At 69.2% G+C, this 13,522-nt stretch carries 17 protein-coding genes; 10 read left to right on the forward strand and 7 right to left on the reverse strand.

Annotated elements, in window-relative coordinates; all coding sequences use genetic code 11:
* Window positions 1–19 precede the first annotated feature (19 nt).
* Window positions 20–391, reverse strand: coding sequence for a response regulator transcription factor (locus HZ992_RS21740; protein WP_209383876.1), 372 nt, complete (start codon window positions 389–391; stop codon window positions 20–22).
* 22 nt (window positions 392–413) lie between these two features.
* Entirely contained in the window at window positions 414–1,457 is a 1,044-nt protein-coding gene (locus HZ992_RS21745; RefSeq protein WP_245213158.1) for a sensor histidine kinase, read from the reverse strand.
* A 389-nt stretch (window positions 1,458–1,846) separates the two neighbouring features.
* On the opposite strand from HZ992_RS21745, the gene hpf reads away from it, so the two are divergent.
* The 3 genes from hpf (at window position 1,847) to hprK (ending at window position 3,859) form a co-directional block, all read left to right on the forward strand.
* Complete coding sequence (gene hpf, locus HZ992_RS21750) at window positions 1,847–2,188, forward strand: ribosome hibernation-promoting factor, HPF/YfiA family (protein WP_209383878.1); 342 nt, start codon at window positions 1,847–1,849, stop codon at window positions 2,186–2,188.
* A gap of 227 nt (window positions 2,189–2,415) precedes the next feature.
* The gene (locus HZ992_RS21755) at window positions 2,416–2,886 is read left to right on the forward strand and encodes a PTS sugar transporter subunit IIA (protein ID WP_209383879.1); all 471 of its coding nucleotides are present in this window, start codon (window positions 2,416–2,418) and stop codon (window positions 2,884–2,886) included.
* Window positions 2,887–2,908: 22 nt separating this feature from the next.
* Window positions 2,909–3,859 carry an HPr(Ser) kinase/phosphatase gene (gene hprK / locus HZ992_RS21760; protein ID WP_209383880.1) on the forward strand — a complete coding sequence of 317 codons (951 nt, stop codon included), beginning with the start codon at window positions 2,909–2,911 and terminating at the stop codon, window positions 3,857–3,859.
* A 15-nt stretch (window positions 3,860–3,874) separates the two neighbouring features.
* Here the strand turns inward: hprK and fur are convergent, their stop codons facing one another.
* Window positions 3,875–4,303 carry a ferric iron uptake transcriptional regulator gene (gene fur / locus HZ992_RS21765; RefSeq protein ID WP_209383881.1) on the reverse strand — a complete coding sequence of 143 codons (429 nt, stop codon included), beginning with the start codon at window positions 4,301–4,303 and terminating at the stop codon, window positions 3,875–3,877.
* A 100-nt stretch (window positions 4,304–4,403) separates the two neighbouring features.
* Between fur and HZ992_RS21770 the strand changes: the two genes are divergently transcribed.
* The 4 genes from HZ992_RS21770 to HZ992_RS21785 are packed head-to-tail and all read left to right on the forward strand — an operon-like array spanning window position 4,404 to window position 6,817.
* On the forward strand, window positions 4,404–4,937 hold the full coding sequence (locus tag HZ992_RS21770; protein WP_209383882.1) for an outer membrane protein assembly factor BamE: 534 nt from the start codon (window positions 4,404–4,406) through the stop codon (window positions 4,935–4,937).
* On the forward strand, window positions 4,934–5,743 hold the full coding sequence (gene dapB, locus HZ992_RS21775; protein ID WP_209383883.1) for a 4-hydroxy-tetrahydrodipicolinate reductase: 810 nt from the start codon (window positions 4,934–4,936) through the stop codon (window positions 5,741–5,743). The genes HZ992_RS21770 and dapB overlap by 4 nt, the downstream gene beginning before the upstream one ends.
* Window positions 5,740–6,396: a MotA/TolQ/ExbB proton channel family protein gene (locus tag HZ992_RS21780; protein WP_209383884.1), complete on the forward strand. Its 657-nt coding sequence runs from the start codon at window positions 5,740–5,742 to the stop codon at window positions 6,394–6,396. Before dapB ends, HZ992_RS21780 begins: the two co-directional genes overlap by 4 nt.
* A 1-nt stretch (window position 6,397) precedes the next feature.
* Window positions 6,398–6,817, forward strand: a complete 420-nt coding sequence (locus HZ992_RS21785; RefSeq protein ID WP_209383885.1) for an ExbD/TolR family protein — start codon at window positions 6,398–6,400, stop codon at window positions 6,815–6,817.
* 4 nt (window positions 6,818–6,821) lie between these two features.
* Here HZ992_RS21785 and HZ992_RS21790 read toward each other — a convergent pair whose 3' ends face one another.
* Window positions 6,822–7,160 (reverse strand): hypothetical protein, encoded by a 339-nt coding sequence (locus HZ992_RS21790; protein ID WP_209383886.1) that lies wholly within the window; start codon window positions 7,158–7,160, stop codon window positions 6,822–6,824.
* 212 nt (window positions 7,161–7,372) lie between these two features.
* On the opposite strand from HZ992_RS21790, the gene leuS reads away from it, so the two are divergent.
* Genes leuS through holA form a run of 3 tightly spaced genes read left to right on the forward strand, consistent with a single transcriptional unit; the run spans window position 7,373 to window position 11,596 of the window.
* Window positions 7,373–9,997, forward strand: a complete 2,625-nt coding sequence (gene leuS / locus HZ992_RS21795; RefSeq protein ID WP_209383887.1) for a leucine--tRNA ligase — start codon at window positions 7,373–7,375, stop codon at window positions 9,995–9,997.
* Window positions 9,994–10,485, forward strand: a complete 492-nt coding sequence (gene lptE / locus HZ992_RS21800; RefSeq protein ID WP_209383888.1) for an LPS-assembly lipoprotein LptE — start codon at window positions 9,994–9,996, stop codon at window positions 10,483–10,485. The genes leuS and lptE overlap by 4 nt, the downstream gene beginning before the upstream one ends.
* Before the next feature lie 10 nt (window positions 10,486–10,495).
* Window positions 10,496–11,596 (forward strand): DNA polymerase III subunit delta, encoded by a 1,101-nt coding sequence (holA, locus tag HZ992_RS21805; RefSeq protein ID WP_209383889.1) that lies wholly within the window; start codon window positions 10,496–10,498, stop codon window positions 11,594–11,596.
* A 13-nt stretch (window positions 11,597–11,609) separates the two neighbouring features.
* Here the strand turns inward: holA and HZ992_RS21810 are convergent, their stop codons facing one another.
* From HZ992_RS21810 to HZ992_RS25890, 3 genes are read right to left on the reverse strand one after another with little or no spacing between them, the layout of a single operon-like run.
* Window positions 11,610–12,503 carry a 2-hydroxyacid dehydrogenase gene (locus tag HZ992_RS21810; protein WP_209383890.1) on the reverse strand — a complete coding sequence of 298 codons (894 nt, stop codon included), beginning with the start codon at window positions 12,501–12,503 and terminating at the stop codon, window positions 11,610–11,612.
* Window positions 12,500–12,988: a CinA family protein gene (locus HZ992_RS25885; RefSeq protein WP_245213160.1), complete on the reverse strand. Its 489-nt coding sequence runs from the start codon at window positions 12,986–12,988 to the stop codon at window positions 12,500–12,502. Before HZ992_RS25885 ends, HZ992_RS21810 begins: the two co-directional genes overlap by 4 nt.
* Window positions 12,985–13,503: a phosphatidylglycerophosphatase A family protein gene (locus HZ992_RS25890; RefSeq protein ID WP_245213521.1), complete on the reverse strand. Its 519-nt coding sequence runs from the start codon at window positions 13,501–13,503 to the stop codon at window positions 12,985–12,987. The genes HZ992_RS25885 and HZ992_RS25890 overlap by 4 nt, the downstream gene beginning before the upstream one ends.
* Between the last annotated feature and the right edge of the window lie 19 nt (window positions 13,504–13,522).

Here is a 13,522-nt window from a genome sequence, read left to right on the forward strand (position 1 = left end):
CAGGCGTTTGCGTCGAAGCTCACGCGGCTGCGACGAGGCGGTCGATCGTCTCGATCAGCTGCAGCGGGCTGAACGGCTTGACGAGGTAGTCGTCGGCGCCGGCCTGCTGGCCCGCCTCGCGGTCGCGGGCCTGGCCACGTGCCGTCAGCAACACGACCTTGAGGCCCGACAGCTTGGGGTCGGACTTGATGCGCTGGCAGACCTGCAGTCCGTCGAGTTCGCCAGGCATCATCACGTCCAGCAGTACCAGGTCGGGGCCGACGGCCGATGCCATGCGCAGGCCGAAGGCGCCATCGGCGGCCTCGTGGATCTCGTAGTCCTCGAACTCCAGCGTCATGCGGATCAGCTTGCGGATGTCGGGCTGGTCTTCGACGATCAGGATCTTCTTCATGGTGCTTGCCTCTCGGTTGGATTCAGGGTTTGGCCGCGCGGTTGTCTCGGCGCCGCGCCATCAGCGCGGCCAGGTCGCGGGCGTAGACCTGCGCCTGCGCGATGTCCATGTCGACCGCCTCGTTGCGGAACGGTGCACCGGTGGGCAGGTCGATGAGGAAGTTGCGCTGGCCGTCGTCGTGCTCCTCGCGCAGTTGCCCGCCGTGCTGGGCAACGATCTGCTGGCACAGCTTCAGCCCGATCAGGTCGCGCGAGGCCAGCCTGGCGCCCGCTTCGGACGTGCCGCGCCCCTTGGAGGACGAGACCGTCTCCATCGGCGTGGATTCTTCGCGCGCCGCCACGAAAGCGCCGCTGTCGCGCAGCACGATCAGGGCGCGCGGGCCCATCTGGCGGTGCTCGATCTCCAGCGAGCCGCCCGGGCGCGCCGCGCGCACGGCTGCCTCGAGGCACTCGACGAACACGCGCTTCAACCAGTGCTCGCTGCCGTAGATCGCCGCGAGCTGTGTCTTCGGGCCCTGCGCCGTGAAGCGCGCCTTCAGGTTGCGTGCACGCGCCAGCGGCTCGACCTTCGCCCAGGCCTGCTGCAGCAGCGGCCACAGTTCGATGCGGTCGTTTCCGACCAGGGATTCGCTGCCCCACACCGAGGCCAGATCGATCAGCTTGCTGAGCACCTGCGTGACCTCGTCGACCTGGTCGCACAGCGCGTCCAGCGCATGCACATCGCGGTCGTTGCGCGCCATCACGAGCGACTGGGTCAGTGCGCTCAGCGGATCGCGCAGATCCGAGCGGATCACCATCATCAGGTTGTCGAAGCCGACCACGGCGTGTTCGTCGGCACTGTCGGTGACCAGCACCATCGCGTCGTCGCGCGACAGGCCGGGCAGCACCTTGCAGCGCAACTCCGGCACCGGCTCGCCCGGGCCGGTCGGCTGGCCGCAGATGGTGACCGTGCGCGACGTCTGCTCGATCACCGTGCCGTTCACGGCGTTGATCAGCGTCGGCTCCTGCAACCGCGAGCCGGAGTTCAGCCGCATCTTGGCGGCCGCCTGGGCGTTGGAGAACCTCACGAGACCGTCTCGAGAGACCCAAAGCATCCCAGGTTGCAGATTTTCCAGCAATTCCGATAGTGTTGCGTGCATTTTGGTGGCTCCGTGGTTGCACTTTAATCATTGATAGCATTTGCTGCAATCTTCGCCGAGCCGACTTTCGTGCTGCCCGTCACGCTCGAGGCGGATCGTTCGGGCCCGGGCCAACGGCCTGCCGGCGCGTGGCTCCCCTGGGACTTGCCAGGGAACAAGCAGGCCCTGTGAGCGTTGGTGTCGGCCGCTTGTCAGGGCCGAGGAACGGCGGCACACTGGGTTTGACGACCTCGCGTCGACCGCCCTTCCGGCCCCCTCCCGCCCGCCCCCCATCTCCCGCCTTTCCAGCCTCCCTCACCCGTGCGAAAGGAGTACCCATGAACCTGACGATCAGCGGTCACCACCTTGAAGTGACGCCCGCTTTGCGAGAGTACGTGCTCACGAAGTTGGACCGTGTCACACGTCATTTCGACCAAGTGGTGGACATCACCGTGCTGTTGTCAGTCGAGAAGCTGAAGGAGAAGGAGCGAAGGCAGAAGGCGGAAGTCACTGTGCACGTGAAGGGCAAGGACATCTTCGTCGAGCAGTCTCACGAGGATCTTTACGCGGCGATCGACCAGCTGATGGACAAGCTGGACCGCCAGGTTTGCCGCCACAAGGACAAGTTGCAGGACCATCACCACGTGGCGGCCAAGCGCATCGAGTCGGCCGCATCCTGAGCGGCACCACCCTGAATCGGCGGCCCTGCGGGGCCGCTTTTTCATGGCCTCGGCCCGTGAACCCGGGGGCACCCTACGTTGCTGCGACGCAGCAGGCAGCGCACAATGTGCCCATCCAAGCGTTGTGGTCGACGCCCTTCCCAGGGGGTCGACTTCATAATTCCGTCACCTGTCACTTGTCATGCGGCTGCCGCGGCCACGAGCCCGGGAGTCCCCACGAACCGCCGATGAACCGCCTTGCCGCCATCCTGCCCGCCAGCAATGTGCTCGTCGACGTGGACGCCACCAGCAAGAAACGCGCTTTCGAGCAGGCCGGGCTGTTGTTCGAGAACCAGCACGCCATCGCCCGCGCCATCGTGGCCGACAACCTGTTCGCCCGCGAGCGGCTGGGCTCCACCGGGCTCGGCCACGGCGTGGCCATCCCGCATGGCCGCATCAAGGGCCTGAAGAATCCGCTGGCCGCGGTGCTGCGGGTGCAGCAACCGATCCCGTTCGATGCGCCCGACGACGAGCCTGTGCTGCTGCTGATCTTCCTGCTCGTACCGGAAGCGGCCACGCAGCGCCACCTGGAGATCCTCTCGGAGATCGCAGAGATGCTGTCGGACCGCGAACTGCGCGAGCGCCTGAAGACCGAGCCGGAGGCGGCCAAGGTCCACGAATTGATCGCCAACTGGGAACCGCTGAAGTCGGTGGCCTGACAAGCAAGCGCGCCAGCCCCCAGTGAAACCCACCGTCATCAGCGCCGAGGCGCTGTTCGAGGAACACCGGCCCGCGCTGCAGTGGGAGTGGATCGCCGGGCACGCGCATCCGGAGCGCCGCTTCGACGAGGCCGCGGTGCGCAACGCACAGTCGGCCGCCGACCTGGTGGGCTACCTCAACTACATCCACCCATACCGGGTGCAGATCGTCGGCCGCCGCGAAGTCGCCTACCTGAACGAATCGACGGCCGACGTGGCCGAGCGCCGCATCTCGCGCATCGTGACGCTGGAGCCACCGGTGCTGATCGTCGCCGACGCCCAGGTGCCGCCGGACAAGCTGGTGGCGATGTGCGACCGCGCCGAGATCCCGCTGTTCGCCACCGCCGAGTCCGCCGGCCATGTGATCGACGTGGTGCGCGGCTACCTCAGCCAGCACTTCGCCGAGCGCACCACGCGCCACGGCGTGTTCATGGACATCCTCGGCCTGGGCGTGCTGCTCACCGGCGAGTCGGGCCTGGGCAAGAGCGAACTCGGTCTGGAGCTGATCTCGCGCGGCCATGGCCTGGTGGCCGACGACGCGGTGGATCTGTACCGCGTCTCGCAGACCGCGCTCGAAGGCCGCTGCCCCGAGCTGCTGATGAACCTGCTCGAGGTGCGCGGCATCGGACTGCTGGACATCAAGGCCATCTTCGGCGAGACCGCGGTGCGGCGGAAGATGCGCCTGAAGCTGATCGTCCACCTGGTGCGCAAGGAAACGATGGACCGCGAGTTCGAGCGCCTGCCCTACGAACCGCTGTACGAAGACATCCTCGGCGTGCCGGTGCGCAAGGCGGTGATCGCGGTGGATGCGGGCCGCAACCTGGCCGTGCTGGTCGAGGCCGCGGTGCGCAACACCATCCTGCAGCTGCGCGGCATCGACACCTACCAGGAATTCATCGAGCGCCACCAGAAGGCGATGCTCAAGCCGGATTGATCGCCAGAAGCGACGTCAGCGGCCCCGGTGCGGGCAGTTCTTCTTGGTGCAGACGGCGTACAGCGCCAGCGCGTGATCCTGCAGCTCGAAGCCGCGGGAGCCTGCCACGGCCTTCTGGCGCTTCTCGATCTCGGCGTCGAAGAACTCCTCGACCCGGCCGCAGTCCAGGCACACCAGATGGTCGTGGTGCTTGCCCTCGTTCAGCTCGAACACCGCCTTGCCGGCCTCGAAATGGTTGCGCGACAGGATTCCGGCCTGTTCGAATTGCATCAGCACGCGGTACACCGTGGCCAAGCCCACGTCCGACCCTTCGGCCAGCAGGTGCTTGTAGACATCCTCGGCGCTCATGTGGCGTTGGGTGCTCTTCTGGAACACCTCGAGCACCTTGATGCGCGGCAGGGTGGCTTTCAGCCCGCTGTTCTTGAGCTCGTCGGCATGGGTCATGGCAGCTCGCGGAGGGTTCGGCCCGGATGGTGCCGAACGCTAGAATCCGGCGATCATATCGAGGTTGCAGTCGCCACCGGCTCGCGCCCCCAAAGCCACCATGCCCTCTCGCTCCCGCCTCGCTGCGTGCTCCCTGGTCGCCGCGATCGCCGCCACGGGCTGCGCTTCGCTGCAGTCTTCCGACAACTTCCTCGGCGTGGTGACACCCTACCGCGTCGAGGTCGTGCAGGGCAATGTGGTCACCAAGGAACAGGCCGAGGCCGTCAAGCCGGGCATGTCGCGCACGCAGGTCCGCGACATCCTCGGCTCGCCGCTGCTCACCGACGCGTTCCACGCCGACCGCTGGGACTATGTCTTCACCATCCGCCGCCAGGGCGCCGAGCCGCAGCTGCGCCGCATCGTGGCACGCTTCGACGGCGAGACCCTGAAGAGCCTGGACACCAGCAGCGAGCTGCCCGCCGAGCGCGACTTCGTCGCCTCGATCGACACCTTCAAGACCTCGCGCCAGTCGCCGCCGCTGGCGCTGACCGACGAGCAGGTCAAGGCCCTGCCGGTGCCGCCCAAGCCGCCGGCGCCCGCGGCCGAGCCGGTCGGCCCGACACGCAGCTTCCCGCCGCTGGAGCCGGCCCGATGAGCGCGCTGCGCATCGCCGTGGCCGGCGCGTCGGGCCGCATGGGCCACATGCTGATCGAGGCCGTGCGTGCCAGCAGCGACCTGCAGCTCTGCGGCGCACTCGACATCCCCTCCAGCCCGGCGATCGGGCAGGACGCGAGCGCCTTCCTCGGCGCCGCCAGCGGCGTGAGTATCACCAGCGATCTGCACGCCGGCCTGGCCCATGCGCAGGTGCTGATCGACTTCACGCGGCCGGAAGGCACGCTGGCGCATCTGGCGGCATGCCGAGAGCTCGGCGTGAAGGCAGTGATCGGCACCACCGGGCTCAATGACGAGCAGAAGGCGCAGATCGCCGAGTTCGCTAAGCACAACGCCATCGTGCTGGCGCCCAACATGAGCGTGGGCGTGAACGTGGTGCTCAAGCTGCTCGATGTCGCCGCGCGTGCGCTGAAGGAAGGCTACGACATCGAGATCATCGAGGCGCATCACCGCCACAAGGTCGATGCGCCCAGCGGCACGGCGCTGAAGATGGGCGAGGTGGTGGCCGCCGCGGTGGGCCGCGACCTGAAGGACTGCGCGGTCTATGCGCGCGAAGGCGTGACCGGTGAGCGCGACCCGTCGTCGATCGGATTCGCCACCGTCCGCGGTGGCGATATCGTCGGCGACCACACCGTGCTGTTCGCCGGCACCGGCGAGCGCGTGGAGATCCGCCACCAGGCCACCAGCCGGGCCAACTTCGCGCAGGGCAGCCTGCGCGCGGCGCGCTTCCTGGCCGACCGTGCCACCGGCCTGTTCGGCATGGACGCCGTACTCGGCCTCGCCTCATGAGCGGCCTGGCGCATTTCTGGTCGCAGGGTGACGCCATCACGCGCGGCGTGGCCCTGCTGTTGCTGCTGATGTCGGTCAGCGCCTGGGTGGTGATCCTCTGGAAGGGGTGGCTGTTGCGCCGCGTGCGCAGCGACATCGCGCGCGCGGTGCCGGCCTTCTGGGCTGCGCCCACGCTGGACGCCGGCGCCAAGCAACTGCAAGCCTTCGACCGCGAAGCCGCGCTGCGCCCCCTTCTCGCCGCGGCCCTGGCCGCGCCGCGCGGCGACACGCTCGAGTCGCGCGGCCACGCCGAGTCGCAGCTGACGCGCCGGCTGCGCGACGCGCTGCACGCAGTGCTCGCGCAGTTGCAGTTCGGCCAGGTGCTGCTCGCCTCGATCGGCAGCACTGCCCCTTTCATTGGTCTTTTCGGCACGGTGTGGGGCATCTATCACGCGCTCGTGGCCATCTCGATGGCCGGCGCGATCAGCATCGAGAAGGTCTCGGGCCCGGTGGGCGAGGCGCTGGTGATGACGGCCGCCGGCCTGGCGGTGGCCATCCCGGCCGTGCTGGCCTACAACGTCTTCGGCAAGCTGGTGGGCGCCTGCGAGGCCGAGCTCGAAGGCTTTGCGCACGACCTGCGCGAGATGGTCACCGACGCGGCAAGGGCACGCTGAGATGGCCTTCGGTCGCCTCGAACGCACCACCGGCCCGCAGCCGATGAGCGACATCAACATGACGCCGCTGATCGACGTGATGCTGGTGCTGCTGGTGATCTTCATGATCACCGCGCCGCTGATGACCTCGGCGCTCAAGCTCGACCTGCCGAAGGCCGAAGGCGCCCAGCCCAGCGACGCGCCGCAGTCGATCTCGCTGTCGCTGGATGCGCAGGGACAGATGTTCGTCGGCGACGAGAAGGTCGACGAGCCCACGCTGCGCGCCCGCGTGGCACAGGCCGCGCGCCTGAATCCGATGACCGAGGTGCAGTTGCGCGCCGACCGCAGCGTGCCCTACGGTCGCGTCGCCGAACTCATCGGCCTGGTACAGACGGGCGGCCTGAGCCGCATCGGCTTCGTCGCCGAGCCGGCCAAGCCCTGAGCGTTCAGCGCAGCGCCGCGAGTTGAGCGGCCGGCTCCGACGCCAGTGCCCAGTGCACCGCCGCCGGAGGCTGCACGATGAACTGGTTCGGGTCGACCGGCTGGCCCGGAGCGTCGCGCTTGGCGGCCACGGCGGGATGCTCGTGGTTGGCGTGTCCGCGCACGAGCGCGAGCCCGGCCGGATGCCCCACGATGAAGGTATTCGGGTCGATGCCCACGGCAGCCACAGGCGCGCTGCCCCGCAGGGCCGGGTGGGCGCCCACGGTCTGGGCTTCGACGTTGCTGGCGGCGGCCAGCGCGGCCAGGAGCATCACGGCTCCGATGACGATGTTCTTGCGGTTCATGGTATGGAGTCCCCAATGGGCCCGATGCGGGTAGCGCCGGGCGGATGCAGTCGATCCGGGATCAGTGTAAACCCTATGTTGCATCGCAGCATGAGCCGGCGCCCAAGTCCGTGCTGCAGTCCCCGGAATCGGGGGCCGAACGGCCCGGCGGCGGGCCGAGAAGGCCCCTTCCTATAATCGACCGCCACTCCAGAAGCGCGCAGCGCCACCCCATGAGCCCCGACTTCAAGCCCAGCGAGATCGAGCGTGCCGCGCACGCCGCCTGGAAGGCCGCCGACGCCTACCGCGTGACCGAGGATCCGCGCAAGCCGAAGTTCTATGCCTGCTCGATGCTGCCCTACCCCAGCGGCAAGCTGCACATGGGGCACGTGCGCAACTACACCATCAACGACATGCTCACGCGCCAGCTGCGCATGAAGGGCATGAACGTGCTGATGCCGATGGGTTGGGACGCCTTCGGCCTGCCCGCCGAGAACGCGGCGATGAAGAACAAGGTCCCGCCCGCGAAGTGGACCTACGAGAACATCGCTCACATGAAGGGCCAGATGCAGGCCATGGGCCTGGCCATCGACTGGAGCCGCGAGGTCGCCACCTGCTCGCCCGAGTACTACAAGTGGAACCAGTGGCTTTTCCTGAAGATGCTGGAGGCCGGCATCGCCGAGCGCCGCACGCAGGTCGTCAACTGGGATCCTGTCGACCAGACCGTGCTCGCCAACGAGCAGGTCATCGACGGCCGCGGCTGGCGCAGCGGCGCGCCGGTCGAGAAGCGCGAGATCCCCGGCTACTACCTGAAGATCACGCAGTACGCCGAAGAACTGCTCGAGCACGTGCAGAAGCACCTGCCGGGCTGGCCCGAACGCGTCAAGCTGATGCAGGAGAACTGGATCGGCAAGAGCGAAGGCGTGCGCTTCGCCTTCACCCACGACATCCACGGCGGCGACGGCACGCTGATCGGCGCCGGGCGGCTGTACGTCTTCACGACGCGCGCTGACACCATCATGGGCGTGACCTTCTGCGCCGTGGCGCCGGAGCATCCGCTGGCGCTGCACGCCGCGCACTCGAACCCGTCGGTAGCCGCCTTCCTCGAGGAGTGCAAGGCGGGCGGCACCACCGAGGCCGAGCTCGCCACGCAGGACAAGAAGGGCGTGCCCACCGGGCTGGTGGTCGAGCACCCGCTGACGCACGAGAAGATCCCGGTGTGGGTGGGCAACTACGTGCTGATGGGCTACGGCGACGGCGCGGTGATGGGCGTGCCGGGCCACGACGAGCGCGATTTCGCCTTCGCGAAGAAGTACGGTATCGACATCCTGCAGGTCGTGCACGTCGACGGCGAGCCGCACTTCAGCTACGACCACTGGCAGGAGTGGTATGCCGACAAGTCGCGCGGCGTGACGGTCAACTCCGACCTGTACAGCGGCCTGCCTTACCAGCAGGCCGTCGACGCGGTGGCCCAGGCGCTCGCCCACAAGGGCCTGGGCGAGAAGAAGACCACCTGGCGGCTGCGTGACTGGGGCGTGAGCCGCCAGCGCTACTGGGGCACGCCGATCCCGATCATCCACTGCGACGAGCACGGCGCGGTGCCGGTGCCGGAGAAGGACCTGCCGGTGGTGCTGCCCGAGGACCTGATCCCCGACGGCTCCGGCAACCCGCTGAACAAGTGCGAGGCCTTCCTGAAGGTGGCCTGCCCGAAATGCGGCAAGCCGTCGCGGCGCGAGACGGACACGATGGACACCTTCGTGGACTCGTCGTGGTACTTCATGCGCTACTGCGACCCGAAGAACGACCTGGCCATGGTCGGCGCCGGCACGCAGTACTGGATGCCGATGGACCAGTACATCGGTGGCATCGAGCACGCCATCCTGCACCTGCTGTACGCGCGCTTCTGGACCAAGGTGATGCGCGACCTGCACCTGGTGAAGGTCGATGAGCCCTTCACGCGGCTGCTCACGCAGGGCATGGTGCTCAACCACATCTACTCGCGCAAGGGCGACAAGGGCGGCGTCGAGTACTTCTGGCCGCACGAGGTGGACAACACCTTCGACGCCGAGGGCCGCGTCACCGGCGCGAAACTGAAGAGCGACGGCTCGTCCGTGACCTACGAAGGCGTGGGCACGATGTCGAAGTCGAAGAACAACGGCGTCGACCCGCAGGAGCTGATCGACAAGTACGGCGCCGACACCGCGCGCCTGTTCGTCATGTTCGCCTCGCCGCCGGAGCAGACGCTGGAATGGAACGACGCCGGCGTCGAGGGCGCGAACCGCTTCCTGCGCCGGCTGTGGAACTTCGGCGTCAAGCAGGGCGACGCGATCCGCGCCGCCGATATGCCCGGCGCGGCGCTGGACGACGCCGCCAAGGCGCTGCGCCGCGAGGTGCATGCGGTGCTGCGCCAGGTGAGCTACGACTACGAGCGCATGCAGTACAACACCGTGGTCTCCGGTGCGATGAAGCTGCTCAATGCGCTCGAAGGCTTCAAGGGCAGCGCGCCCTCGGTGCTGCGAGAAGGCTTCGGCATCCTGCTGCGCGGCCTCTACCCGGCCTGCCCGCACACCACCTGGGTGCTCTGGCAGGAGCTGGGCTACGCCCGGCAGTTCGGCGACCTGCTCGACGCGCCGTGGCCGCAGGTCGACGAGGCCGCGCTGGTGCAGGACCGCATCGAGCTGATGCTGCAGGTCAACGGCAAGCTGCGCGGCTCGATCCAGGTTGCGGCCGATGCCGACAAGTCCAGCATCGAGGCCACGGCGCTGGCCAGCCCGGACTTCCACAAGTTCTCGCAGGGCATGGCGATCAAGAAGGTCATCGTGATCGCCGGCCGGCTCGTCAACGTCGTCGTCGGATGATCCGTCGGCAGGCGCTCGGCCTGATCGGCGCCGCCGCGCTGGCCGGCTGCGGCTTCGAGCTGCGCCGCGCGCCGGAGCTGCGCTTTCGCACGCTCGCGCTGGCCGGGTTCGGGCCGAAGTCGCCACTGGCCGAGGAGCTGCGCACCAGCATCGACGCGAGCCAGACCACCGTGGTCGTCGATTCGGCGCCCAAGGCGCAGGTGGTGCTCGAGGCGCTGGCGGATGCGCGCGAGAAGAGCGTCGTCGCCAGCACCGCCTTCGGCGAGGTGCGCGAACTGCAGCTGCGTTCGCGCTTCCACTTCCGGCTGCGCACGCCGCAGGGCCGCGAATTGATCCCGGCCACCGAGATCCTGTTGACGCGCGACATGAGCTACCGCGAGTCTGCGGCGCTGGCCAAGGAGCAGGAAGAGGCCGCGCTGTACCGCTCGATGCAGAGCGACATCGTGGCGCAGGTGCTGCGCCGACTGGCCTCCGTGCCCGCCCCCTGAACCGACCGTCATGCAAGTCCGTGCCGACCAGCTCCCCCAGCACCTCGCCAAGGGCGTGAGGCCGCTGTACACCGTGTGGGGCGACGAGCCGCTGCTCGCGCAGGAGGCCGGCGACGCGATCCGCGCGGCAGCGCGCGCGGCGGGTTGCACCGAGCGCCAGGTGCACACCGTCAGCGGCGCGCACTTCGACTGGAGCAGCCTGCTCGGCGCCTCGCAGGCGATGAGCCTGTTCGCCGACCGCCAGCTGATCGAGATCCGCATCCCCGGCGGCAAGCCCGGCAAGGACGGCTCGGAGGCATTGCAGCGCTACTGCGAGCAGCTCGGCGACGAGGTCGTCACGCTGATCCAGCTGCCCAAGCTTGACCGCACGCAGCAGAGCAGTGGCTGGTTCAGCGCGCTCGACGCCGCCGGCGTGACGGTGCGCGTCGACCCGGTGGAGCGCAAGGCGCTGCCGCAGTGGATCGCGCAGCGCCTGGCGCAGCAGGGCCAGCGCGTGCAGGGCGGCGACGAGGGCCAGCGCACGCTGGCGTTCTTCGCCGACCGGGTCGAGGGCAACCTGCTCGCAGCACACCAGGAGATCCAGAAGCTCGGCCTGCTCTACCCGCCCGGCGAGCTGGGCTTCGAGCAGATCGAGGCGGCGGTGCTCAACGTCGCGCGCTACGACGTCTTCAAGCTCGGCGAAGCGGTGCTGGCCGGCCAGGTGGCCCGCGCGCTGCGCATGCTCGAAGGCCTGCAGGCCGAGGGTGAGGCGGCGGTGCTGGTGCACTGGACGCTGGCCGAGGACATCCGCGCGCTCAAGCGCGTGCGCGATGCCGTCAGCGGCGGCAAGCCGCTGCCGATGGCGCTGCGCGAGAACCGCGTCTGGGGCGTGCGCGAGCGCCTGTTCGAACGCGCCGTGCCGCTGCTCACCGACAACGGCCTGGCCGCGCTGCTCGAGGCCGCGCAGGTCTGCGATGGCCTGGTCAAGGGCCTGCGCCACCCCGATTGGCCGCTCGACGCCTGGGAGTCGCTGCGCCGCCTCGTGCTGATGCTGATCGAGCAGATCGGCAGCGCGGCACCGGCCGGTGGACGTGCCCGCGTCGTCAGCACGCGGCTGGCGCTCGGCGCCTGAGCGGCGCAGCGCTTCAATAGCCGCGCGAGCGGTCGACGAGATTCGCGACCGGCTCGCCGGCTCGCCACCGCCTCACGTTCGCCGCGGCGATGGCCGCCGCGCTTCGCGCATCGGTCTGCGCCGCCACGTGCGGCAGCACGGTCACGCGCGGGTGCGCCCAGAACGGGTGATCGGCCGACAGCGGCTCGCGGTGGAACACGTCGAGCACGGCATGGCGCAGCTGGCCGGCATCGAGCGCGGCGAGCAGGTCGGCATCGACCACGTGCGCACCGCGCGCCAGGTTGACCAGGCTCGCACCGCGGCGCATCGCGGCAAGGCGGCGCGCATCGAACAAGCCGCGCGTGGCCGGCGTCAGCGGCAGCAGGTTGAGGACGATGTCGCTGGCGGCCAGCAGATTGTCGAGCTGGCCCTCGCGTGTGCTCCAGCCGGCGACGCGGTAGCCGTTCGCGTCGAGCCGCCGCACCACGGCCCGGCCCATCTGGCCGAGGCCGAGCACGGCCACGCGCACTTCGTCGGCACGGCGCTGCGGATGCGGCAGCCAGCGGCCATCCCGCTGCTGCACCGCGTAGTCGACGAAGTCGCGCTGCAAGGAAAGCACGGCCCACAGCGCCGTCTCGGCCATGGCCTCGTTCATCGCCGGGTCGACCATTCGCGCCAACGGCACCTCGGGCGGCACGCTGTCGTCGGCAAGCAGGCGGTCGACGCCGGCCCACAGCGACTGGATCAGGCGCAGCTTCGGCAGGCCGCGCAGCGCGCCAGCGGGCGGGTTGGCGACGATGGCGATGTCGATCGCGGCCGCATCGGTCGGCTCGGTCACGAGGGTCTCTTCAGGCAGCGCGGCGCGCAGCAGATCGAACCATTGCGCGCGCTCGGCCGCATCGAACTCGCCGGCCAGCAGGATGCTCATGCCGCCGCCGTCGCCGCGCGCAGCTGCGTCAGCGCGCGTTGCACCGTCTGCTCGCGCACCGCCGTGCGGTCGCCGTCCAGTTGAAGCCTTTCGGCCAGCAGCACCTCATCGCGATGGGCGATGGCCAGCCACACCGTGCCCACCGGCTTGCCCGGCACCGCGCCGCCCGGCCCGGCGATGCCGGTGACGGCCACGGCCCATTGCGCGTAGGAAGCGCGCAGTGCACCGCTGGCCATCGCACGCACCACCGGCTCGCTGACGGCGCCATGCAGATCGATGAGCGTGGCCGGCACGCCCAGGCATTCGTTCTTCGCCTCGTTCGAGTAGGTCACGAAACCGCGCTCGAACCAGTCGCTCGAGCCGGCCACCGAAGTGCAGGCGGCGGCGAACAGGCCACCGGTGCAGGACTCGGCCGCGACGAGCTTCTCGCCGCGTGCGCGCAAGGCTTCGCCCAGCGCGAGCACCTCGGCCTCGAAGCGCTTCACCAGGCCCTCCACAGCGCGATCACCAGCAGCGTGCACAGCGCCGCGACGAGGTCGTCGAACAGGATGCCGAAGCCCTGCGCCCAGCCGATCGGCTGGCTGCGGCGGATCTTGAACAGCTTGTCGGCCCAGGCCACCGGCCCCGGCTTGGCGGCGTCGAAGAAACGGAACAGCACGAAGGCCCCTGCCTGCGCCCAGAAGCTGGCCGGAGTGATCAGCCACAGGATCAGCCAGAAGGCGACCACCTCGTCCCAGACGATGGCGCCCGGGTCCGCCGTGCCCATGTGGCGTGCGGTGGCGGTGCAGGCCCACCAGCCGACGGCCAGCGAGCCGAGCAGCACCGCGGCCCAGTGCAGGTCGCCCAGGCCGGGGCGCAGCAGCAGGTAGGCCGCCCAGGCCCACAACGTGCCGACCGTGCCGGGCGCGAACGGCGCCAGGCCGGCGCCGAAACCGAGCGCGATCGGATGCGCCGGGTGGCTGAACATGAATCGCCAGCTGGCGCGGCGCGCCGGCGTCATGGGCGGATTCAGCGGCGGG

The organism is Rhizobacter sp. AJA081-3 (assembly GCF_017795745.1).
Taxonomy (GTDB): Bacteria; Pseudomonadota; Gammaproteobacteria; order Burkholderiales; family Burkholderiaceae_C; genus Piscinibacter.